The organism is Cellulomonas jepli (assembly GCF_047229345.1).
Taxonomy (GTDB): Bacteria; Actinomycetota; Actinomycetes; order Actinomycetales; family Cellulomonadaceae; genus Cellulomonas_A.
Genome location: NZ_JBFTER010000038.1, coordinates 23,651 through 39,721, shown reverse-complemented (window position 1 = coordinate 39,721; position 16,071 = coordinate 23,651). Strand labels below are relative to the sequence as shown.

The following is a 16,071-nucleotide window of genomic DNA, read 5'->3' as shown; positions in this document are numbered from 1 at the left end:
GGTCCGCGGCGCCCGAGCGCCCGACGCCGACCGCCGCGAGGCCCGGGCGGCCGGCGTCCTCGACGAGCGTGAGGACGCCCGGGGCCAGCACCTCGATCACGGCCGCCCTCCCGAGGACGCACGGGCTCCCGGACCGGGGACGCCGCCACCGGGGGCGCCCGGACCCACGACGCCCGGATCACCGGCGCCCGGGCCCCCGGCATCCGCGCCGGCGTCGCCGGGGTCGGGTGCGTCCGGGCCGGCGCAGCCCCGGTATGCCGCATCCAGGTCCACGAACCGGACGCGCGCGCCGGGGACGAGCAGCGCCGGCTGAGCGCGCCCCGCGTCGAACAGGACGGCATCGGACCGCCCGAGCAGCCGCCACCCCCCGGGGGTCGCGGCCGGGTACACCGCCGAGAACTCTCCCGCGAGCGCGACCGACCCCGCGGGCACCCGCTCGCGGGGGCTCGACCGTCGCGGGACGTGCAGCGCCGGGTCGACGCCCGTCAGGTACGCGAACCCCGGCATGAAGCCGCCGAACGCGACGACGTACTCGCACCGCGTGTGCCGCGCGACCACCTCCGCGCGCGTGAGCCCCGTCAGTGCGGCGACCTCGTCGAGGTCCGGCCCGTCGTAGTGCACGCCCAGGCGGACGACAGCCCCGCTGGGCAGGGTGTCACCGGCCGGCCGGCCGCCCCGCACCGCCCGACGCCAGGCCGCGCGCACGTGCTCCTCGACGTCGCCGGCGGACGTGCCGGCGGCGAACCGGACGAGCACCGTGCGGGCCGCGGGGACGACGTCCTCAGTCCCCGGCGGCGGGTCGGCGCGCAGCGCGGCGTCGAGCGCGCGCACCTCGTCGAGGTCGGCGACGTCGAGCAGGAACGCCCGTTCGCCGTACGGCCGGACGCGCAGCGCGCCGAGGGCGGGGACGGCACCCGAGTCCGCGTCCGCGTCGGTGCCGACCACGCCGGCGGCACGGGCGTCGACGTCCGCCGTCCGCGAGCCCGTGATGTCGGCGGCGCGAGCACCGGCACCGGAGGGGAGGGGCCCCGCGGTGTCGTCCGCCGCGCCCGCGCCCGGGTCCGGGTCCGGGTCCGGGAGGCTCACGCGGTGAACGACCGGAGCTCGACACCCGACAGCTCGAGGCCCGCGCGCACCGAGCGCAGCAGCGCGAGCGCGCCCGGGGTGTCCGAGTGCACGCACAGCGACTCGGCGGCGACCTCGACGGTCGTCCCGTCGACGGCCACGACGACGCCCTCGCGCGCGAGCCGGACCGCCCGTGCGGCGGCGAGCGCCGGGTCGGCCACGACGGCGCCGGGCTGCGCCCGGGGCATGAGCGTCCCCTGCGGGGTGTACCCGCGGTCCGCGAACGCCTCCGTGACGACCCGCAGCCCCGCCTCGCGGGCGCAGTCGAGCAGCCGGGAGCCCGGCAGGCACAGCACCGCGAGGTCGCGGTCGAACCGCGCGACGGCGTCGACCACCGCGCGGGCCTGCGCCTCGTCGTGCACCACGGTGTTGTACAGAGCGCCGTGCGGCTTGACGTAGGCGACGGCTCCCCCGGCGGACCGCGCGAGCGCCGCGAGCGCACCCAGCTGGTACGTCGTCTCCGCGCGGAGGACGTCGGCCGGCACGTCCAGCGCGCGGCGCCCGAAGCCCACGAGGTCCCGGTACCCGACGTGCGCCCCGATCGCGACGCCCCGCTCGACGGCTCCCGCGCACGTGGCGGCCATGATCTCCGGGTCACCCGCGTGGAAGCCGCACGCGACGTTCGCGCTCGTGACGAGGTCCAGCAGCGCGGCGTCGAGCCCGGGCTCCCCGAGCCGCCACACGGAGTACCCCTCGCCGAGGTCGCAGTTCAGGTCGATGTGCACGCGTCCATCCTGGCGCGCCGCAGGGCGGACGGGCCAGGGCACCCGAGGACCTCCCTCGCCGCCACGAGGAGCGTCGCGTCCGCGTCCGGCGCCCGGGTCCGCGCCGTGCGTGCCGACCCCGCGGACCGTCGTCGGACGGGACCCGGTGCGAGGATGGCCGACGTGCTGGGATCGGACGGGCTGCTCGACGTGCTGCTCTCGGGCGGGCGTCGCGACGACCGCCTCACGCACGTGCGCCACCTGCCCGCGCGCGAGGGCGTCCGCGCGGACTGGCCGTCGTGGGCCGACCCGGACCTCGTCGCCGGGTACCGGGCGCTGGGCGTCGAGCGGCCGTGGCGCCACCAGGTCGAGGCCGCCGACGCCGCGTGGGCCGGCCGGCACACCGTGCTCGCGACGTCGACGGGCTCGGGCAAGTCGCTCGCGTTCTGGCTGCCCTCGCTGACGGCCGTCCGTTCCGACCGCGCGGCCGGGCTGCTCGACCCGGGACGCATCGAGACGGTCACGCGGCGCGGTGCGGTGCTCTACCTGTGCCCGACGAAGGCGCTCGCGCACGACCAGCTCGGGGGCCTCGACCGCCTGGTGACGGCAGCCCGCACCCGCGACCTCCGGGTCGCGGCGTGCGACGGGGACACCGGCTTCGACGAGCGTCGCTGGGTGCAGGAGCACGCGGACGTCGTGCTGACGAACCCCGACTTCCTGCACTTCGCGCTGCTGCCGAACCACCGTCGCTGGTCCCGGCTGCTCGGGTCGCTGCGCTACGTCGTGGTCGACGAGTGCCACGCGTTCCGCGGGGTGTTCGGCGCGCACGTGGCCGCGATCCTGCGCCGGCTGCGACGGCTCGCGGTGCACTACGCCCCGACCCCCGCGGGGCGGCGGGCCGACGGGCCCGTGCTCACAGGTCCGGGCGGGCCGGTGTTCCTGCTCGCCTCCGCCACGACGGCCGACCCCGCCGCGAGCGCGGCCCGGCTGCTGGGAGTCGGACCGGACTCGATCGCGACCGTCACGGAGGACACCTCCCCCGCCGGGCGCAAGACGTTCGCGCTCTGGCAGCCGCCCGAGCTGCCCGGCGCGAGCGGGCCGTGGGCCGACCTCGTCCCCGACGAGGACCCGTGGGCGACGCCGCTCCCGCACCCCGAGCCGGTCGACCCGGTGATCACGCAGGACGCCGAGCGGGACACGGAGGAGGCCCCGGACGCGGACCCCCGTTCCCTCGTCGCCGTCTCGCCGGTCGCGGGCCTCCCGACGCAGGACCTCGACCCGGGCGGTGCTGCGGCGCTCGCCCCGCACGAGGGGTCCGGCCCGCGCGGCACGGGTGAGAACGTCGTGACCGACCCCTCCGACCGGCCGCGTCGGTCCGTGACCGCCGAGACGGCCGACCTGCTCGCGGACCTCACGGCGGCGGGCGCGCGCACGCTCGCGTTCACGCGGTCCCGTCGTGCCGCGGAGTCCGTCGCCACCGTGACCCGGAACCACCTGAGCCAGATCGACGAGCGCCTCGCCGGCACCGTCGCGGCGTACCGCGGCGGGTACCTGCCCGAGGAACGCCGCGCTCTCGAGGGCGCGATCCGCGACGGCCGGCTGCGCGCGCTGGCCACGACGAACGCGCTCGAGCTGGGGGTCGACATCACGGGTCTCGACGCGGTGCTCATCGCGGGCTGGCCGGGGACGCGCGTGTCGCTGTGGCAGCAGGCCGGCCGCGCGGGCCGGGCCGGCGCGGACGGGCTCGTGGCCCTGATCGCCCGTGAGGACCCGCTCGACACGTTCCTCGTGCACCACCCGGAGGCCGTGTTCGACACCCCGGTCGAGGCGACGGTCTTCGACCCCGCGAACCCCTACGTCCTCGCGCCGCACCTGTGCGCGGCGGCCGCCGAGCTCCCGCTGCGCGAGGACGAGCTCGCGCTGTTCGGACCGGACACCCGCGGGCTCCTCGACGTCCTGGTCGAGCGCGGCGCGCTCCGGCGCCGCGCGGCCGGGTGGTTCTGGACGCACGCCGAGGCGGCGGCGCGGCTGACCGACCTCCGCGGGACCGGGGGCGACCCCGTCCGTGTGGTCGAGGCAGGCACGGGGCGGATGCTCGGCACCGTCGACGCAGCAGCTGCGGACGCGTCCGTGCACCCCGGCGCCGTGTACGTGCACCAGGGCGCGACGTTCGTGGTCTCCGAGCTGCACCTGGCCGACGCCGTCGCGCTCGTCGAGCGCCGCGACGTCGACTACGGCACGTGGTCGCGCTGGGCGACGACGACCGAGATCCGGTCCGTGCTCCGCGAACGCAGCTGGGGGCCCGTGACCTGGGGCTTCGGGGCCGTCGACGTCACGAGCCAGGTGCTGAGCTACCAGCGCAAGCGCATCCCGGACCTCCAGGTGCTCGGCACGGAGCTCCTCGAGCTGCCCGCGCGCACGCTCCAGACGACGGCCACGTGGTGGACCGCACCGGTCGAGGTGCTCGAGGCCGCGGGCGTCACCGTCGAGCTCGCACCAGGCGCCCTGCACGCCGCCGAGCACGCGTCGATCGGCCTCCTCCCGCTGCTCGCGACGTGCGACCGCTGGGACCTCGGCGGTGTGTCGACCGCGCTGCACGCGGACACCGGGATGGCCACCGTGTTCGTGCACGACGCGTACCCCGGCGGTGCCGGCTTCGCCGAGCGCGGGTACGCGCTGGGCGAGACGTGGCTGCGGGCCACCCGGGACGCCGTCGCGGCCTGCCGGTGCGTGCGGGGCTGCCCGGCGTGCGTCCAGTCGCCCAAGTGCGGCAACGCCAACAACCCGCTCGAGAAGGCGGCCGCCGTCCGGCTGCTCGACTCGGTCCTCGCGCACGCCGTACCGGGCTGAGCCGAACCGGGCTGAGCCGCACCGGGACCGGACGGACCGCCCGCCGCACGCCCGGGCCGGCGACGGACGCGCGGCGACGGCGCGCTCACCCACGCCGGCGCCGGCCCTGCGCGCCGGCGACGGTGCGCTCACCCACGCGCCGACACCGGCCCTGCGCGCGCGTGCGCGGTCGCCGGCCCGACGGCCGAGGCCCGGACCGTGCTCACCACCACGACACCGGACCCGTCACCGCGGCACGACGACAGCCGCACGTCGTTCCGGCGGGCGGCCGCCCGAGCGACCTCGCAGGCCTCCGAGACGTCGGTGCCGCCGTGGTCGAGCAGGTGCTGTGCGGCCGCGAGCGCCGCGAGGTCCGCCCCGGCCTGTGCGCGTCCCCGCGCACCCTGCGCACCGGCGAGCAGCCCGACGACTGCGAGCAGCATCCCCGCGACCGCCACGACACCGAGCGTCAGGACCGTGCCGGACCCGGCGTCGTCGGCACACCGGCGCCGGACACCACGGGCCGCGCCGGCAGGACCCGAGGCGCTCGGGACGCTCGGGACGCCACAGCGCCGACGAGCAGGGCCCGTGGCGCGCGGGACACCACGAGCCTCGCCCGCAGGACCCGAGGTGCGCCGGACGCCACGGGCCTTCCGCGCGGCGCCCGCACGCTCACGAGCACCGGCCGAGCCACCAGGGGGCACCTGTATCCCGGCGTGCCCCGTCGCCCCGGCCCGGGTCACGGCTCGACCCAAGCCACGGCGCTCGCCCGGGCCACGAGCGGGCCCGTCCGCAGCCCGCTGCTCACCACCGCGTCGCTCACCGAGACCGTCACCCAGTCGCCGGTGCGGACGACGCTCACGTCCGCACCGGCTCCGGCCACCCGCGCGGCGGTGGCGCGCACGCCGGCCTCGTCGTCACCGATGGCCGCCGCCCGTGCACCGGCGCGAGCGGCATCCGCGCACCGGAGCTGGGTGAGCGCCGACGCGGCGAGGACGACGACCGCCACCAGGACCAGCACGACTGCCGGCAGCGCCACGGCGAGCTCGGCGGTCACGCTGCCGCGGTCGCCGCCGTCTGCTGAGGACACGACGCTCTCGCCGGGACGCGTCGTCCCCGACACCCCGACGCTCCCCCGCCGGTCCACGGCCTGCCGAGCGGCACGGCCCGAGCGTCCCGACGCGGTACCGCGCGAGCGTCCCGACCCGACGCCCCCCGAGCAGGCCCGCGAGACACCGCACGAGCCGACCTGCCCGCCCCCGCCACGCCGCGCCGTCACACCGACAGCGCTCCGCGGATCAGACCGAGGAGCAGCGCCTGCACCTCGCCGCTGCGCAGCACGACCATCAGGAGGCCCGCGAAGCCGACGGCGGCGACCGTCGCGATCGCGTACTCCGCGGTGGCCATGCCGACGTCCGACCCAGCGACGACCCGGCCCTGCACGACGCGCGCCACCGCCCGCGCCCGCGCGGTCGGTGCGACGGCGCAGTCCGGCCTCACCGTCGGCACGACACCACCCGCCGGCACCCCCGTCGGCACAGCGGGTCCGTCCGGCCTCCCCGTCGGCACGACGCCGCCGCGCTGCACCCACGTCGGCACGACGCCGGCGCCCAGCACCCCGGTCGGTGCGGCGCCGCCGTCCGGCACCCCGCGCCGGGTCGCGGAGACCGGTGCCTCCGCCGACCTCTGTCGCGCGAGCACGGGGGCCGTCCAGCGCAGCTCCGCGCTGAGGCCCGCGCCGGTGAGTCCGTGCGTGGCAGGTCCGGACACGTCATCCGCCGTGCGGCGACGCAGGGTCGTGCGGTGTCCGTCGTCCGTCCGCGCGCGGGCGCGGTGGAGGCGGATCCTCGCCCGCCGGGGCGAGCAGGTCGGGCGTGATGCAGGTCGGCGGTGGTGCGCATGGGGTCCTCCTTCTCGGGCGCCCTCGCGGCGCCTGGCGGGGACCACGTTCGCGCCCGCGCCCGGCTGGCAGGACGACTCCGTCCGCCACGGCCGGCCGAGCGCTGTGCCGAGCGGGCTGGGGGTGCACGGCGCCAGGTCAGGCTGCGCCGACGGCGACCTGCATCAGCTCGTCCACCCGACGCCACGCACGCTCGCCCACTCGACACGACGCTCGCCCAGTCGACCCGACGCGCGCTCGCCCGGTCGACGGCACGCGCGCTCGCCCGCTGGACGCCCCGCGCGCTGGTCCAGTGGCTCCACGCGCGCTCGTCCACTCGACTCCGCGCGCGCTCCCACTCACCGGCCGACGCTCGTCCGACGGCAGGGTGCCCGCCGCCCGCCGCCCGGGCCCGGACGCAGCGACGCCCGGTCCACCCCCTGGACCGGGCGCCGCCTTCACGGGCGTGCTCACGGGTCAGGACCCGGTGCACCGCCCAGCTTCGTGGTGGCCCGTCGGGCCGGGTGACGAGTCGGCCGCACGTCGGCCGGCGGCGGTCGGCGCCCGGTGACGCAGGCGCGGGTCCCGCGGGAGGTCGGCGCCGAGCGGGGGCGTGCTCGCGGCGAGCTGGGTTCCCACCGGGTCACCTCCCTCGCGCGGTCGCGACGATGCGACAGCCGCAGGTTATGCAATTGCCCCGGACCCGGCAACGTCTGGCTCGTGCGCAACCGGGACGAATCTCACCCCAGGAGTCCTCCGGCGAGGGACAGGACGACCGGGACGAGCCCGAGCAGGACGAAGGAGGGCAGGAGGCAGAGCCCGAGCGGCAGCACGAGCCGGACCCCGAGCCGGCCGGCGGCCTCGCGCGCGCTGCGCCGCCGGTCGCGGTTCACCTCGTCCGCCGCGGCACGCAACCGGGGCCCCGGGGCTGCACCCGACGACCACGAGTCCGCGAGGCACTCCGCGACCGGAGCGAACCGGGTGGGCACGGCCGACCACGCCGCGGACCAACCCGCACCGAGGACGAGGGCGCGAGCCGCCGCCGCCAGCGCCGCACCGTCGTCACCACCCACCGCGTCCCCGACCGCCTGCACGGCGCGCGGCAGCGCCGCCCCGGACGCCACCGCGACCTCCAGCAGGTCGAGGACGAGCACGACGTCGACGCCACCCGCGTCGTCGAGCACCGCGTCGTGGTCGTGGAGCACGCTCTCCCCGGTCGCGCCGACCCGGCCGCTCCCCGCGGCCCGACCGCACCGGCGGCCGACCCCCGTGAGCCGCGCCGAACGCCCGGCACTCCACGGCACCCGTGCGAGCCCGACGAGCAGCGCGACGACGAGCGCCACGGCCGCGCCGCTCACCGGTCATCCCTTGCCTGCGCCGCGACCACGAGCCGACGCGTCCACACGTGCCCGGCTCCGAGCAGCACCGCCCCCGCGAGCGCCGACGCCGCTCCGAGGCCGCCGTCGAGGAGCACGCCGAGGGGATCCGCGCCGAGGGCGATCCCGAGCACGACGCCCAGGACCGGCAGCCACCGCAGCACCGTCGCGGTCGACCGCGGACCGGCCAGTGCGGCGCGGCGGTCGGCGTCGAGCTCCTCGTCGCTCTCGAGCGTCCGGGCGACCCGGTCGAGCACGGGGCCGAGCGGCGTCCCGAGCTCGGCGGCGAGCCGGCCCGCGGCCACGACCGCCCGTGCACGACGCACCTGCTGCTCGCGCGGCCCGCGCCCGGGTCGCCGCAGCCGCCCTCCTGCGGGCACGAGGTCCGCGAGCGTGGGCACACCGTGCGGTCCGACGACGATCCCGGTGACCGTGAGCCAGGCGTGCGCCGGTGACCGGCCCGCGCGGAGCGCCGACGCGACGCCGGTCACGGCGGCGGGGAGCTCCCCCGCCACGACCGGGCGCGGGCGTGGCCGCTGACCGCTCGTCCCGCTCACGTCGGCACCACGACGCGCAAGCCCCGACCGCCGCGACGCCGGTTCGCCGAGCCGTGCCGCGGTCCGCCCGCGTGGACCCGCCGCAGCCAGGACGGCCAGCGCGACCAGGACCCCGGCCCCCACGCTGCTCACGGAGCCTCGAGCCCGAGCCGCTCGGCGAGGACGGGCCACCCCGGTCCCCGCACCGCGACGCCGCCGGTCACGTCGACGGCGACGTCGACGCGCAGCTCGCCGTCACCGTCCCGCCGCACGACGCCGACCTGAGCGAGGTGGCGCAGCGGTCCCGTGCGGCGCACGTGGAGGACCGCGTCGAGGGCGCTCGCGGCCTGCGCGGCGACGGACGCCCGCGACATCCCCGCGAGGGACGCGAGGGCTTCGAGCCGGGCCGGCACGTCCGACGCGGTGTTGGCGTGCACCGTCGCGCAGCCGCCGTCGTGCCCGGTGTTGAGCGCGGTCAGCACCTCGCGGACCTCGGCACCGCGGCACTCGCCGAGCACGATCCGGTCGGGCCGCATGCGCAGGGCCTGCCGGACGAGGTCGGCGAGGTCGACGCCGCCCGCGCCGTCGACGTTGGCGTGCCGCGCGAGGAGGTGCACGACGTGCGGGTGCGCCGGCGCGAGCTCGCCGGACTCCTCGATGCACACGATCCGCTCGTGGTCCGGGACGAGCGAGAGCAGCGCCGCGAGGAGGGTCGTCTTGCCGGTGCCCGTCGACCCGGACACGAGGAAGCTCGCACGTGCGTCGACCAGCGCACGCAGGACCGGCGCGAGCGCGGGCGCGACGCTCCCCGACGCGACGAGCTCGGGCAGGGTGAAGGCGCGCCGCCGCAGGACCCGCAGCGAGAGCAGCGTGCAGCCGCCGGCGACGGGCGGCAGGACGGCGTGCAGGCGGGTGCCGTCGGGCAGTCGCGCGTCGACCGTCGGACTGGCGTCGTCGAGGCGCTGACCACCGACGGCCGCGAGCCGGACCGCGAGCTCCCGCACGGCCTGCGTGCTGCCGAGGTCGACCGCAGTGCGTTCGAGCCGCCCGCGCCGCTCGACCCAGACCTCGTCGGGCGCGTTGACGAGGACGTCGGTGACGTCCGGGTCGTCGAGGTGCTGCTGGAGGGGGCCGGCGCCGAGCAGCTCGGCCCGCACGGCGCGCTCGAGGTCGACGAGCGCACGGCTGCCGAGCAGCGTGCCGGACGCGCGCAGCGCCGCGGCGATCTCCCCCGCGTCCGGGGTGGCACCGCGCCGCGCGAGCCGGTCCCGCACGTCCTCGAGCAGGGCGCGGTCGACGGACGCCCCAGGATCACCTCGTCGTCCGGGCCCGACGATCTCGCCGGGCGGCCGCACCCCCGCCTCGTCGGCGGGTCCCCGTCGCCGACCCTGGAGCACCACGGCGTCGGGCTGGGGAAACCGTCCCCCGAGCCCCGCGTCGGCCGACCGCGCCCGCACCACGGCGTCGGGCTCCGTGGAGCGACCCGCGCGCCGAGCGTCGACCGACCGCCCCGACGCAGCGGCGGCGACGGGCGGCCTCACAGGTCCTCCGCGAGCCGCGTGACGGCGCGCAGCAGCGGCCCGCGCCGCAGCGCCGGGCCCGCCGGGCCCCCACCTCGCTCGCACGCCGCCGCGACCGCCCGGTCGGCGGCCATCGACACGCCGAGCGGGAGGTCGACCACGTGCGCGAGCTCGAGCGCGCTGAGGCCGCCGGGGGCCGGGCCCCGGACGACGAGGCGGACGTCCTCGACGGCCTCCACGAGCGCGGGGCGCAGGGCGAGCGCGCCCGCGACGGCACGCAGGTCACGCGGGACGACCAGGAGCACGAGCCCGCACAGCGCGAGGACGTCGGACCGCTCCGTGACGTCCGCCCGGTCGAGGTCGACGACGACGTGCTCGACCTGCGACGCGAGGGCGCCGAGCACGTCGTCCACGGCCACCGCGGGCGGAGGACCTGGGCGTGCCCGGTCGGCGCTCAGCACGGTGCACCCGCCCCAGCGCGGCAGCAGCGCGACGAGCTCGACGCCGGCGACCTCACCGCGCGCCCCGGCGAGGTCCGGCCAGCGCAGCCCGTCGGCCCCCTCGAGCCCGAGGAGCACGTCCACACCGCCGCCCGTGCGGTCGAGGTCGACGAGCGCCGCGGACCCGCGCCGAGCGAGGCGGTGGGCGAGCGCGGCCGCGAACGTCGAGGCGCCCGCACCGCCGCGCGCACCGACGACCCCCACGACGCCGCGCCCGGGGCGTCCCCGCCGCGTCGCGCCGCGCGACGACGCGATCCCACGGGGGCCAGGTCCTCCGGGCGCTCCGGGGACCGCCTCGACGTCGCCGGGGCGCGGCCACCCGTCCGTGCCACGCCGGGTGGCGACGTCCGACCTCGCGTCGAGCACCTCCGGGTCGCGAGCGAACACGCCGACCTCCTCCGTCTCGGCGGCAGGTCCGACCGACCCGCTCGCGACCGCCGATGCTGCACCCGCCCCGGGCTGCGCGCGGCGCGTGCTCCGTGCAGCGTCACCTCGCCGCGGGCAGCACGGGGCTGGGGGTGGCCGACCGCGCGTCGGGTGGCTCGGGTCCGTGGCGGAGGCGGCTCCCGAAGGACCGGCGGCGCGTCGGTGGCTCCGGCTAGGCTCACCGGCGGCGGGCGACGAGAGGCACCTGGTCAGGTCATGATGGAGAACGGATCGGACGACGCGGTCTCGGCGGGCTCCGGCACCGGCGCGGGCGACGCGCAGGACGTGGAGCCCACGACGGGACCGTCCACGCGACCGTCCACGACGCCACCGCCCCCGACAGCGCCGCTCACGACAGCACCGCCCGCGACCTCCGCGGCACCACCCGCGACCTCCGCGGCGCCGCCCGCGTCCCGGGCGACGGCGCCCCGGCCGGTGGTACCCCGCACCGGCCCCCGACCCGGCGCCGCCGCGTTCTTCGACCTCGACAAGACGATCATCGCGACGTCGTCCGCCACCGCGTTCTCCCGGCCGTTCCTCGCGGGCGGCCTGCTGACCCGGCGGGCGGTCGTGCGCACCGCGATCGCGCAGTTCCTCTACCTCGTCGGCGGCGCCGACGCGGTGCAGACGGAGCGGCTGCGGGCCAACCTCGCGCAGACCGTCACGGGGTGGGACGTCGCCCAGGTCTCGTCGATCGTCGAGGAGACGCTGCACGAGTCGATCGACGCCGCGGTCTACGCCGAGGCCGTCGCCCTCATCGAGGAGCACCACGCCGCGGGCCGGGACGTCGTCGTGGTGTCCGCGTCGGGGGCGGAGGTCGTCCGACCGATCGCCGCCGTGCTGGGCGCGGACCACGTGATCGCGACGCGGATGAGCGTCGTCGACGGTCGCTACACGGGGGCGATCGACTTCTACGCCTACGGCGAGAACAAGGCGCTGGCGATCACCGAGCTCGCGGCCGAGCGCGGCTACGACCTGGCGGCGAGCTACGCGTACTCGGACTCCATCACCGACGCCCCGATGCTCGAGGTCGTCGGGCACGGGTTCGCCGTCAACCCCGACCGCGCCCTGCGCCGGCTCGCCGCCGAGTCCGGGTGGGGCGTCCTGACGTTCACGCGACCCGTGGCCCTGCGCGCCCTCGTGACCCCGCCGCGCCCCGTCGTGGCCGGCATCGCGACCGCCGCCGTGGTCGCGGTGGGGGTGCTCGTCTGGCACCTCGTGCGGCGCGGGCGTCCCCGGAGCTGAGCCCGCCCGTCCGCCCTTCGGACCTCGCGTCCACGGACTGACCCTCGGCGCGGCGTCCTGACCTGCCCGGACGCGGGTCCGCTTCCCCTGCCCGCCGCGCCGGGGTACGAAGGACGCACGACAGTCGGACCCGCAGGGAACCCACGCGCGATCGTCCACGCATAGGACACGTCGACCGGGCTGGCCCGTAGCGACGACGCAGTTGCACGCCTGCTATCCCTCCGGTCCGTTGTTCGGCGACGGCGTCCTCACGGGCGCCGTCGTCCATGTCCGGACCCGCGCGCCCCGAACCGCGTCCGGACCCCTGAGCCGCCACTCGCGCGCCACGACCCGCACGCCCGGACGTCCGTGAACGGCCGGGGTGGAGCTAGAGGTCCCGCCGTCTGCGTCAGCCGTCTGCCTCAGCCGTCCGTCGAGAGCCGCCCCGCGAGCACCGCGTCCGCGACGGACCGGGCCTCGCGCGCGCCGTCCACCGCGCCGCGGGCGCAGAGCCCGACCCAGCCCGCGAGCCCGTCGGGTGTCCCCGTCGCGAAGCCCGCCGCCGCCGACAGGTAGGGGTTGGGGGCCGTCGCCCACGTGTGCTCGGGGACGAGCGAACCGGTCGGGTCGAGCCCGCGCGACGTCAGCACGAGCCGCGACAGCGCACGCGCGACGAGCCCGTTGCCCGCGACGAACGGCCGCAGCGCGAGCACCTCCCCGTGCACGACGGCCGCGACCACGACCGCGGAGACGCGCGTCTCGCGGAGCACCCGCCCGAGCAGCTCGAGCCGGGCGGCGACGTCCGGGCCCGACGGCGCCGCGCCGAGCCCACGCAGGTCGAGCGGCGGCTGGTCGGTGCGCAGCCGGCCGAGGTCGTGATCGGCGACCCAGCCGCGACCGGCGGCCGCATGCAGCCGGGCGGCGAGCTGGGCGAAGGGCGGGAGCGCAGCGCCGCCACGCGCACCGAGCTCGGGCATGAGCCGCTCGACCTCGGCCGCGACCCGGAGCGCCCCGGTCGCGACGGCGACGTCGGGCGCGGACCGGTCCACCGGCGCACCGTCGCGGCGCACGAGCCGGGCGGACCCGGGCTGCGCCGCTCCGCCGGCAGCGGTCTCGGGCGGCGCCGCTCCACGCGCAGCGGCCCCCGACCACGCCGCTCCACCGCCAGCACCCTCGGACCCCGCCGCTCCACCGGCAGCGCCCTCGGACCCCGCCGCTCCACCTCCAGCGACCCGCGGATCGGCCCCGGCGCCGACGGCGAGCGCCCGCACGACATCGAGCGGCACGCGGGCCCCGTCGAGCGCCGCGCTGCCGCGGGCGGAGCGGAGACCCGCCTCCGCCCGCACCTCGCGCCAGCGTCGCCGGTACGCCTCGTGCCACCGCAGCTCCTCGCAGGCCCGGCGTGCGGCGTCGACCGCCTCCACGACTCCGGGCAGGGCCGCCAGGCCGGCGAGGGGATCGTCGGCGGAAGTCCTCGAGGGGGGCGGCTCGTGCACGGCGTCACCCTACGGCGCGTCGTCGGGCAGCCCGCAGACCAGCCACCGGCCCGTGACCCAGGCATCACGCGTCGACCTCCGGGCGCTGTCCGCGGGCCACCCAGAGCCCCGCCCGCCGAGCAGCGACCGGGCGCGCCGGGCCCGTCGACCGACGACGACGCCCGCGACCGGACACAATGGCCGCATGGTCTCAGCGCCGAGCGTGTCGTCGTCCATCACCGCCCGCCTCGAGGTCCTGGCCCGTCCCACGGCGGTCAGCGAGCTCACCACGGCGATCGAGCGCGAGGGGGGCATCGTCACCGCGCTCGACGTCACGGCGTCGGGCCACGAGCACATGACCGTCGACGTCACGTGCGCGACGCGCGGCGAGGAGCACGCGGGCGACATCGTCGAGGCGCTGCGCGTGCTGCCGGGCGTGGTCGTCGACCGGGTCAGCGACCGCACGTTCCTCATGCACCTCGGCGGCAAGCTGTCGATCGAGTCGAAGGTGCCGCTGCGCAACCGCGACGACCTGTCGATGGTCTACACCCCGGGCGTCGCGCGCGTGTGCCAGGCGATCGCCGCGCACCCCGAGGACGCCCGGCGCCTGACGATCAAGCGCAACACCATCGCGGTCGTCACGGACGGCACCGCGGTGCTCGGCCTCGGGGACCTCGGGCCGCTGGCCGCGCTGCCGGTGATGGAGGGCAAGGCGGTGCTGTTCAAGCGGTTCGCGGACATCGACGCGTTCCCGATCGCGCTCGACACCACGGACGTCGACGAGATCGTGGACACGGTCTGCGCGATCGCCCCGGTGTTCGCCGGGATCAACCTCGAGGACATCTCGGCGCCGCGCTGCTTCGAGGTCGAGCGGCGGCTGCGCGAGCGCCTCGACATCCCGGTCTTCCACGACGACCAGCACGGCACCGCGATCGTCGTCGTCGCGGCGCTCACGAACGCGCTGAAGGTCGTCGGCAAGCAGCTCGCGGACGTGCGGATCGTGCTCTCGGGCGCGGGCGCCGCCGGCACCGCGGTGCTCAAGCTGCTGCTCGCGGCGGGCGCGCGCGACGTCGTGGTCGCGGACATCGACGGGGTCGTCCACGCCGGGCGCCCGGGGCTCGCACCGCAGCTCGTGTGGACGGCGGAGCACACGAACCCGCGCGGCGTGACCGGCACGCTGCGGGCGGCCCTCGCGGGGGCCGACGTCTTCATCGGCGTCTCGGCACCGGACGTCGTCTCGGGCGAGGACGTGGCCACGATGGCGCCCGACTCGATCGTCTTCGCGCTCGCGAACCCGCGGCCCGAGGTGGACCCGGACGACGCCGCGCAGCACGCCGCTGTGGTCGGGACGGGGCGCAGCGACTTCGCGAACCAGATCAACAACGTGCTCGCGTTCCCCGGGGTGTTCCGCGGGCTGCTCGACGCGCGCTCGCACAAGGTGACGGAGAGCATGCTGCTCGCGGCCGCGACGGCGCTCGCGTCCGTCGTCACCGACGACGAGCTCAACCCGACCTACATCGTGCCGAGCGTCTTCAACCCGGAGGTCACGTCGGTCGTCGCGGCCGCGGTGGAGAACGCGGCACGCGCAGCGGAGGGTCCGCGGGCCCAGGGCTGAGACCCTGGGGCGCCGCGGTCGGTGTCCCGGGCCGGGCCTGGCCGGGCCTAGTCAGGGGTCGGCGTCCCGGGCCGGGCCTGGCCGGCCTAGTCAGGGGTCAGCGTCCCGGGCCGGGCCTGGCCGGGCCAGTCGGGGGTCCGCGTCCCGGGCCGAGGGTCGGAGGAGCCGCCTCCCCGGGTCCCCTCAGGGCCGGAGCGACGCCTCCACCTGGTCCAGCAGCGTGTCGACGGTGTCCTGGTCGTAGCGCTCGGCCCGCCACCGTGCCTCGCGGAACCGTGCGGCACGCACGTCCCGCGGGCCGAGCTCCGGGGTGGCGCCGCGGCGGAGGTCGTCGAGCGACCGGGCCGCGCGCTCGACGAACGCGTCGACGTCCTCCCGGACGTAGCCGGGCCCCCGCTGCGTCACCTCGGGCATCGCCGCACGCAGCGCCGCGGAGTCCCAGTACCGGGCCGCGCGCTCGGCGGCGTGCGCCTCGAGCACGGTCCGCGGCGCGCCGGCCGGGGGCTGCGCGCCACGGGGGTCCGTCGCGCCGGCGGAGCCGTGCGCCGAGCCGGCCGCGGCGACCAGCGCCGCGGCGACCAGGTCGAGGAAGTCGTCGACCTCGACCTGGTCGTAGCCGTCGCGGAACTTCGTCGCCATGAAGCGGCTCTCGGCGACGTCCCGCGCGCTGAGGGCCGCAGGTCCCGGACGCGCACCGGCGAGCACCTCGAGCGTCGCGGCCGCGCGTTCGAGCAGCGCGTCCACCTCGCCCATGTCGTAGCCCTCGCGGAACTTCGTGCGCGCGAACCGCGCCCCACGGACGTCGTGCGCGGTCAGCATCGCGGCGGCTCCCTCATGACGGTCGACGTCCGATCGTGCCACG

General features: G+C 77.9%; 14 protein-coding genes. 3 read left to right on the top strand and 11 right to left on the bottom strand.

What is annotated here, in order from left to right:
• Positions 1-96 precede the first annotated feature (96 nt).
• Entirely contained in the window at positions 97-1,086 is a 990-nt protein-coding gene (locus AB6N24_RS10970; protein WP_412869441.1) for a 5-oxoprolinase subunit B family protein, read from the bottom strand.
• Positions 1,083-1,850 (bottom strand): LamB/YcsF family protein, encoded by a 768-nt coding sequence (locus AB6N24_RS10965; protein WP_412869440.1) that lies wholly within the window; start codon positions 1,848-1,850, stop codon positions 1,083-1,085. The genes AB6N24_RS10970 and AB6N24_RS10965 overlap by 4 nt, the downstream gene beginning before the upstream one ends.
• Positions 1,851-2,003: 153 nt before the next feature.
• Between AB6N24_RS10965 and AB6N24_RS10960 the strand changes: the two genes are divergently transcribed.
• On the top strand, positions 2,004-4,679 hold the full coding sequence (locus AB6N24_RS10960) for a DEAD/DEAH box helicase (protein WP_412869439.1): 2,676 nt from the start codon (positions 2,004-2,006) through the stop codon (positions 4,677-4,679).
• Between the two features lie 128 nt (positions 4,680-4,807).
• Here AB6N24_RS10960 and AB6N24_RS10955 read toward each other — a convergent pair whose 3' ends face one another.
• The 7 genes from AB6N24_RS10955 to ssd form a co-directional block, all read right to left on the bottom strand.
• Complete coding sequence (locus tag AB6N24_RS10955) at positions 4,808-5,362, bottom strand: Rv3654c family TadE-like protein (RefSeq protein WP_412869438.1); 555 nt, start codon at positions 5,360-5,362, stop codon at positions 4,808-4,810.
• Positions 5,363-5,397: 35 nt separating this feature from the next.
• Positions 5,398-5,748 (bottom strand): TadE family type IV pilus minor pilin, encoded by a 351-nt coding sequence (locus AB6N24_RS10950; protein ID WP_412869437.1) that lies wholly within the window; start codon positions 5,746-5,748, stop codon positions 5,398-5,400.
• Positions 5,749-5,933: 185 nt separating this feature from the next.
• Positions 5,934-6,428: a DUF4244 domain-containing protein gene (locus AB6N24_RS10945; protein ID WP_412869436.1), complete on the bottom strand. Its 495-nt coding sequence runs from the start codon at positions 6,426-6,428 to the stop codon at positions 5,934-5,936.
• A gap of 849 nt (positions 6,429-7,277) precedes the next feature.
• A complete protein-coding gene (locus tag AB6N24_RS10940; protein WP_412869435.1) occupies positions 7,278-7,895 on the bottom strand; it encodes a type II secretion system F family protein in 618 nt (205 codons plus the stop codon).
• A complete protein-coding gene (locus tag AB6N24_RS10935; RefSeq protein WP_412869434.1) occupies positions 7,892-8,470 on the bottom strand; it encodes a type II secretion protein F in 579 nt (192 codons plus the stop codon). The genes AB6N24_RS10940 and AB6N24_RS10935 overlap by 4 nt, the downstream gene beginning before the upstream one ends.
• A gap of 128 nt (positions 8,471-8,598) precedes the next feature.
• Positions 8,599-9,804, bottom strand: coding sequence for a TadA family conjugal transfer-associated ATPase (locus AB6N24_RS10930; protein ID WP_412869433.1), 1,206 nt, complete (start codon positions 9,802-9,804; stop codon positions 8,599-8,601).
• Positions 9,805-9,986: 182 nt separating this feature from the next.
• Entirely contained in the window at positions 9,987-10,856 is an 870-nt protein-coding gene (ssd, locus tag AB6N24_RS10925) for a septum site-determining protein Ssd (protein ID WP_412869432.1), read from the bottom strand.
• A 474-nt stretch (positions 10,857-11,330) separates the two neighbouring features.
• Here ssd and AB6N24_RS10920 point away from each other — a divergent pair, with 474 nt between their 5' ends.
• Complete coding sequence (locus AB6N24_RS10920; RefSeq protein WP_412869431.1) at positions 11,331-12,140, top strand: HAD family hydrolase; 810 nt, start codon at positions 11,331-11,333, stop codon at positions 12,138-12,140.
• 401 nt (positions 12,141-12,541) lie between these two features.
• On the opposite strand, the gene AB6N24_RS10915 is transcribed toward AB6N24_RS10920, so the two are convergent.
• Positions 12,542-13,168, bottom strand: coding sequence for a Fic family protein (locus AB6N24_RS10915; protein WP_412869430.1), 627 nt, complete (start codon positions 13,166-13,168; stop codon positions 12,542-12,544).
• 631 nt (positions 13,169-13,799) lie between these two features.
• Between AB6N24_RS10915 and AB6N24_RS10910 the strand changes: the two genes are divergently transcribed.
• Positions 13,800-15,209, top strand: a complete 1,410-nt coding sequence (locus AB6N24_RS10910; RefSeq protein WP_412869429.1) for an NAD-dependent malic enzyme — start codon at positions 13,800-13,802, stop codon at positions 15,207-15,209.
• Between the two features lie 183 nt (positions 15,210-15,392).
• Here the strand turns inward: AB6N24_RS10910 and AB6N24_RS10905 are convergent, their stop codons facing one another.
• The gene (locus AB6N24_RS10905; protein ID WP_412869428.1) at positions 15,393-16,028 is read right to left on the bottom strand and encodes a DivIVA domain-containing protein; all 636 of its coding nucleotides are present in this window, start codon (positions 16,026-16,028) and stop codon (positions 15,393-15,395) included.
• Between the last annotated feature and the right edge of the window lie 43 nt (positions 16,029-16,071).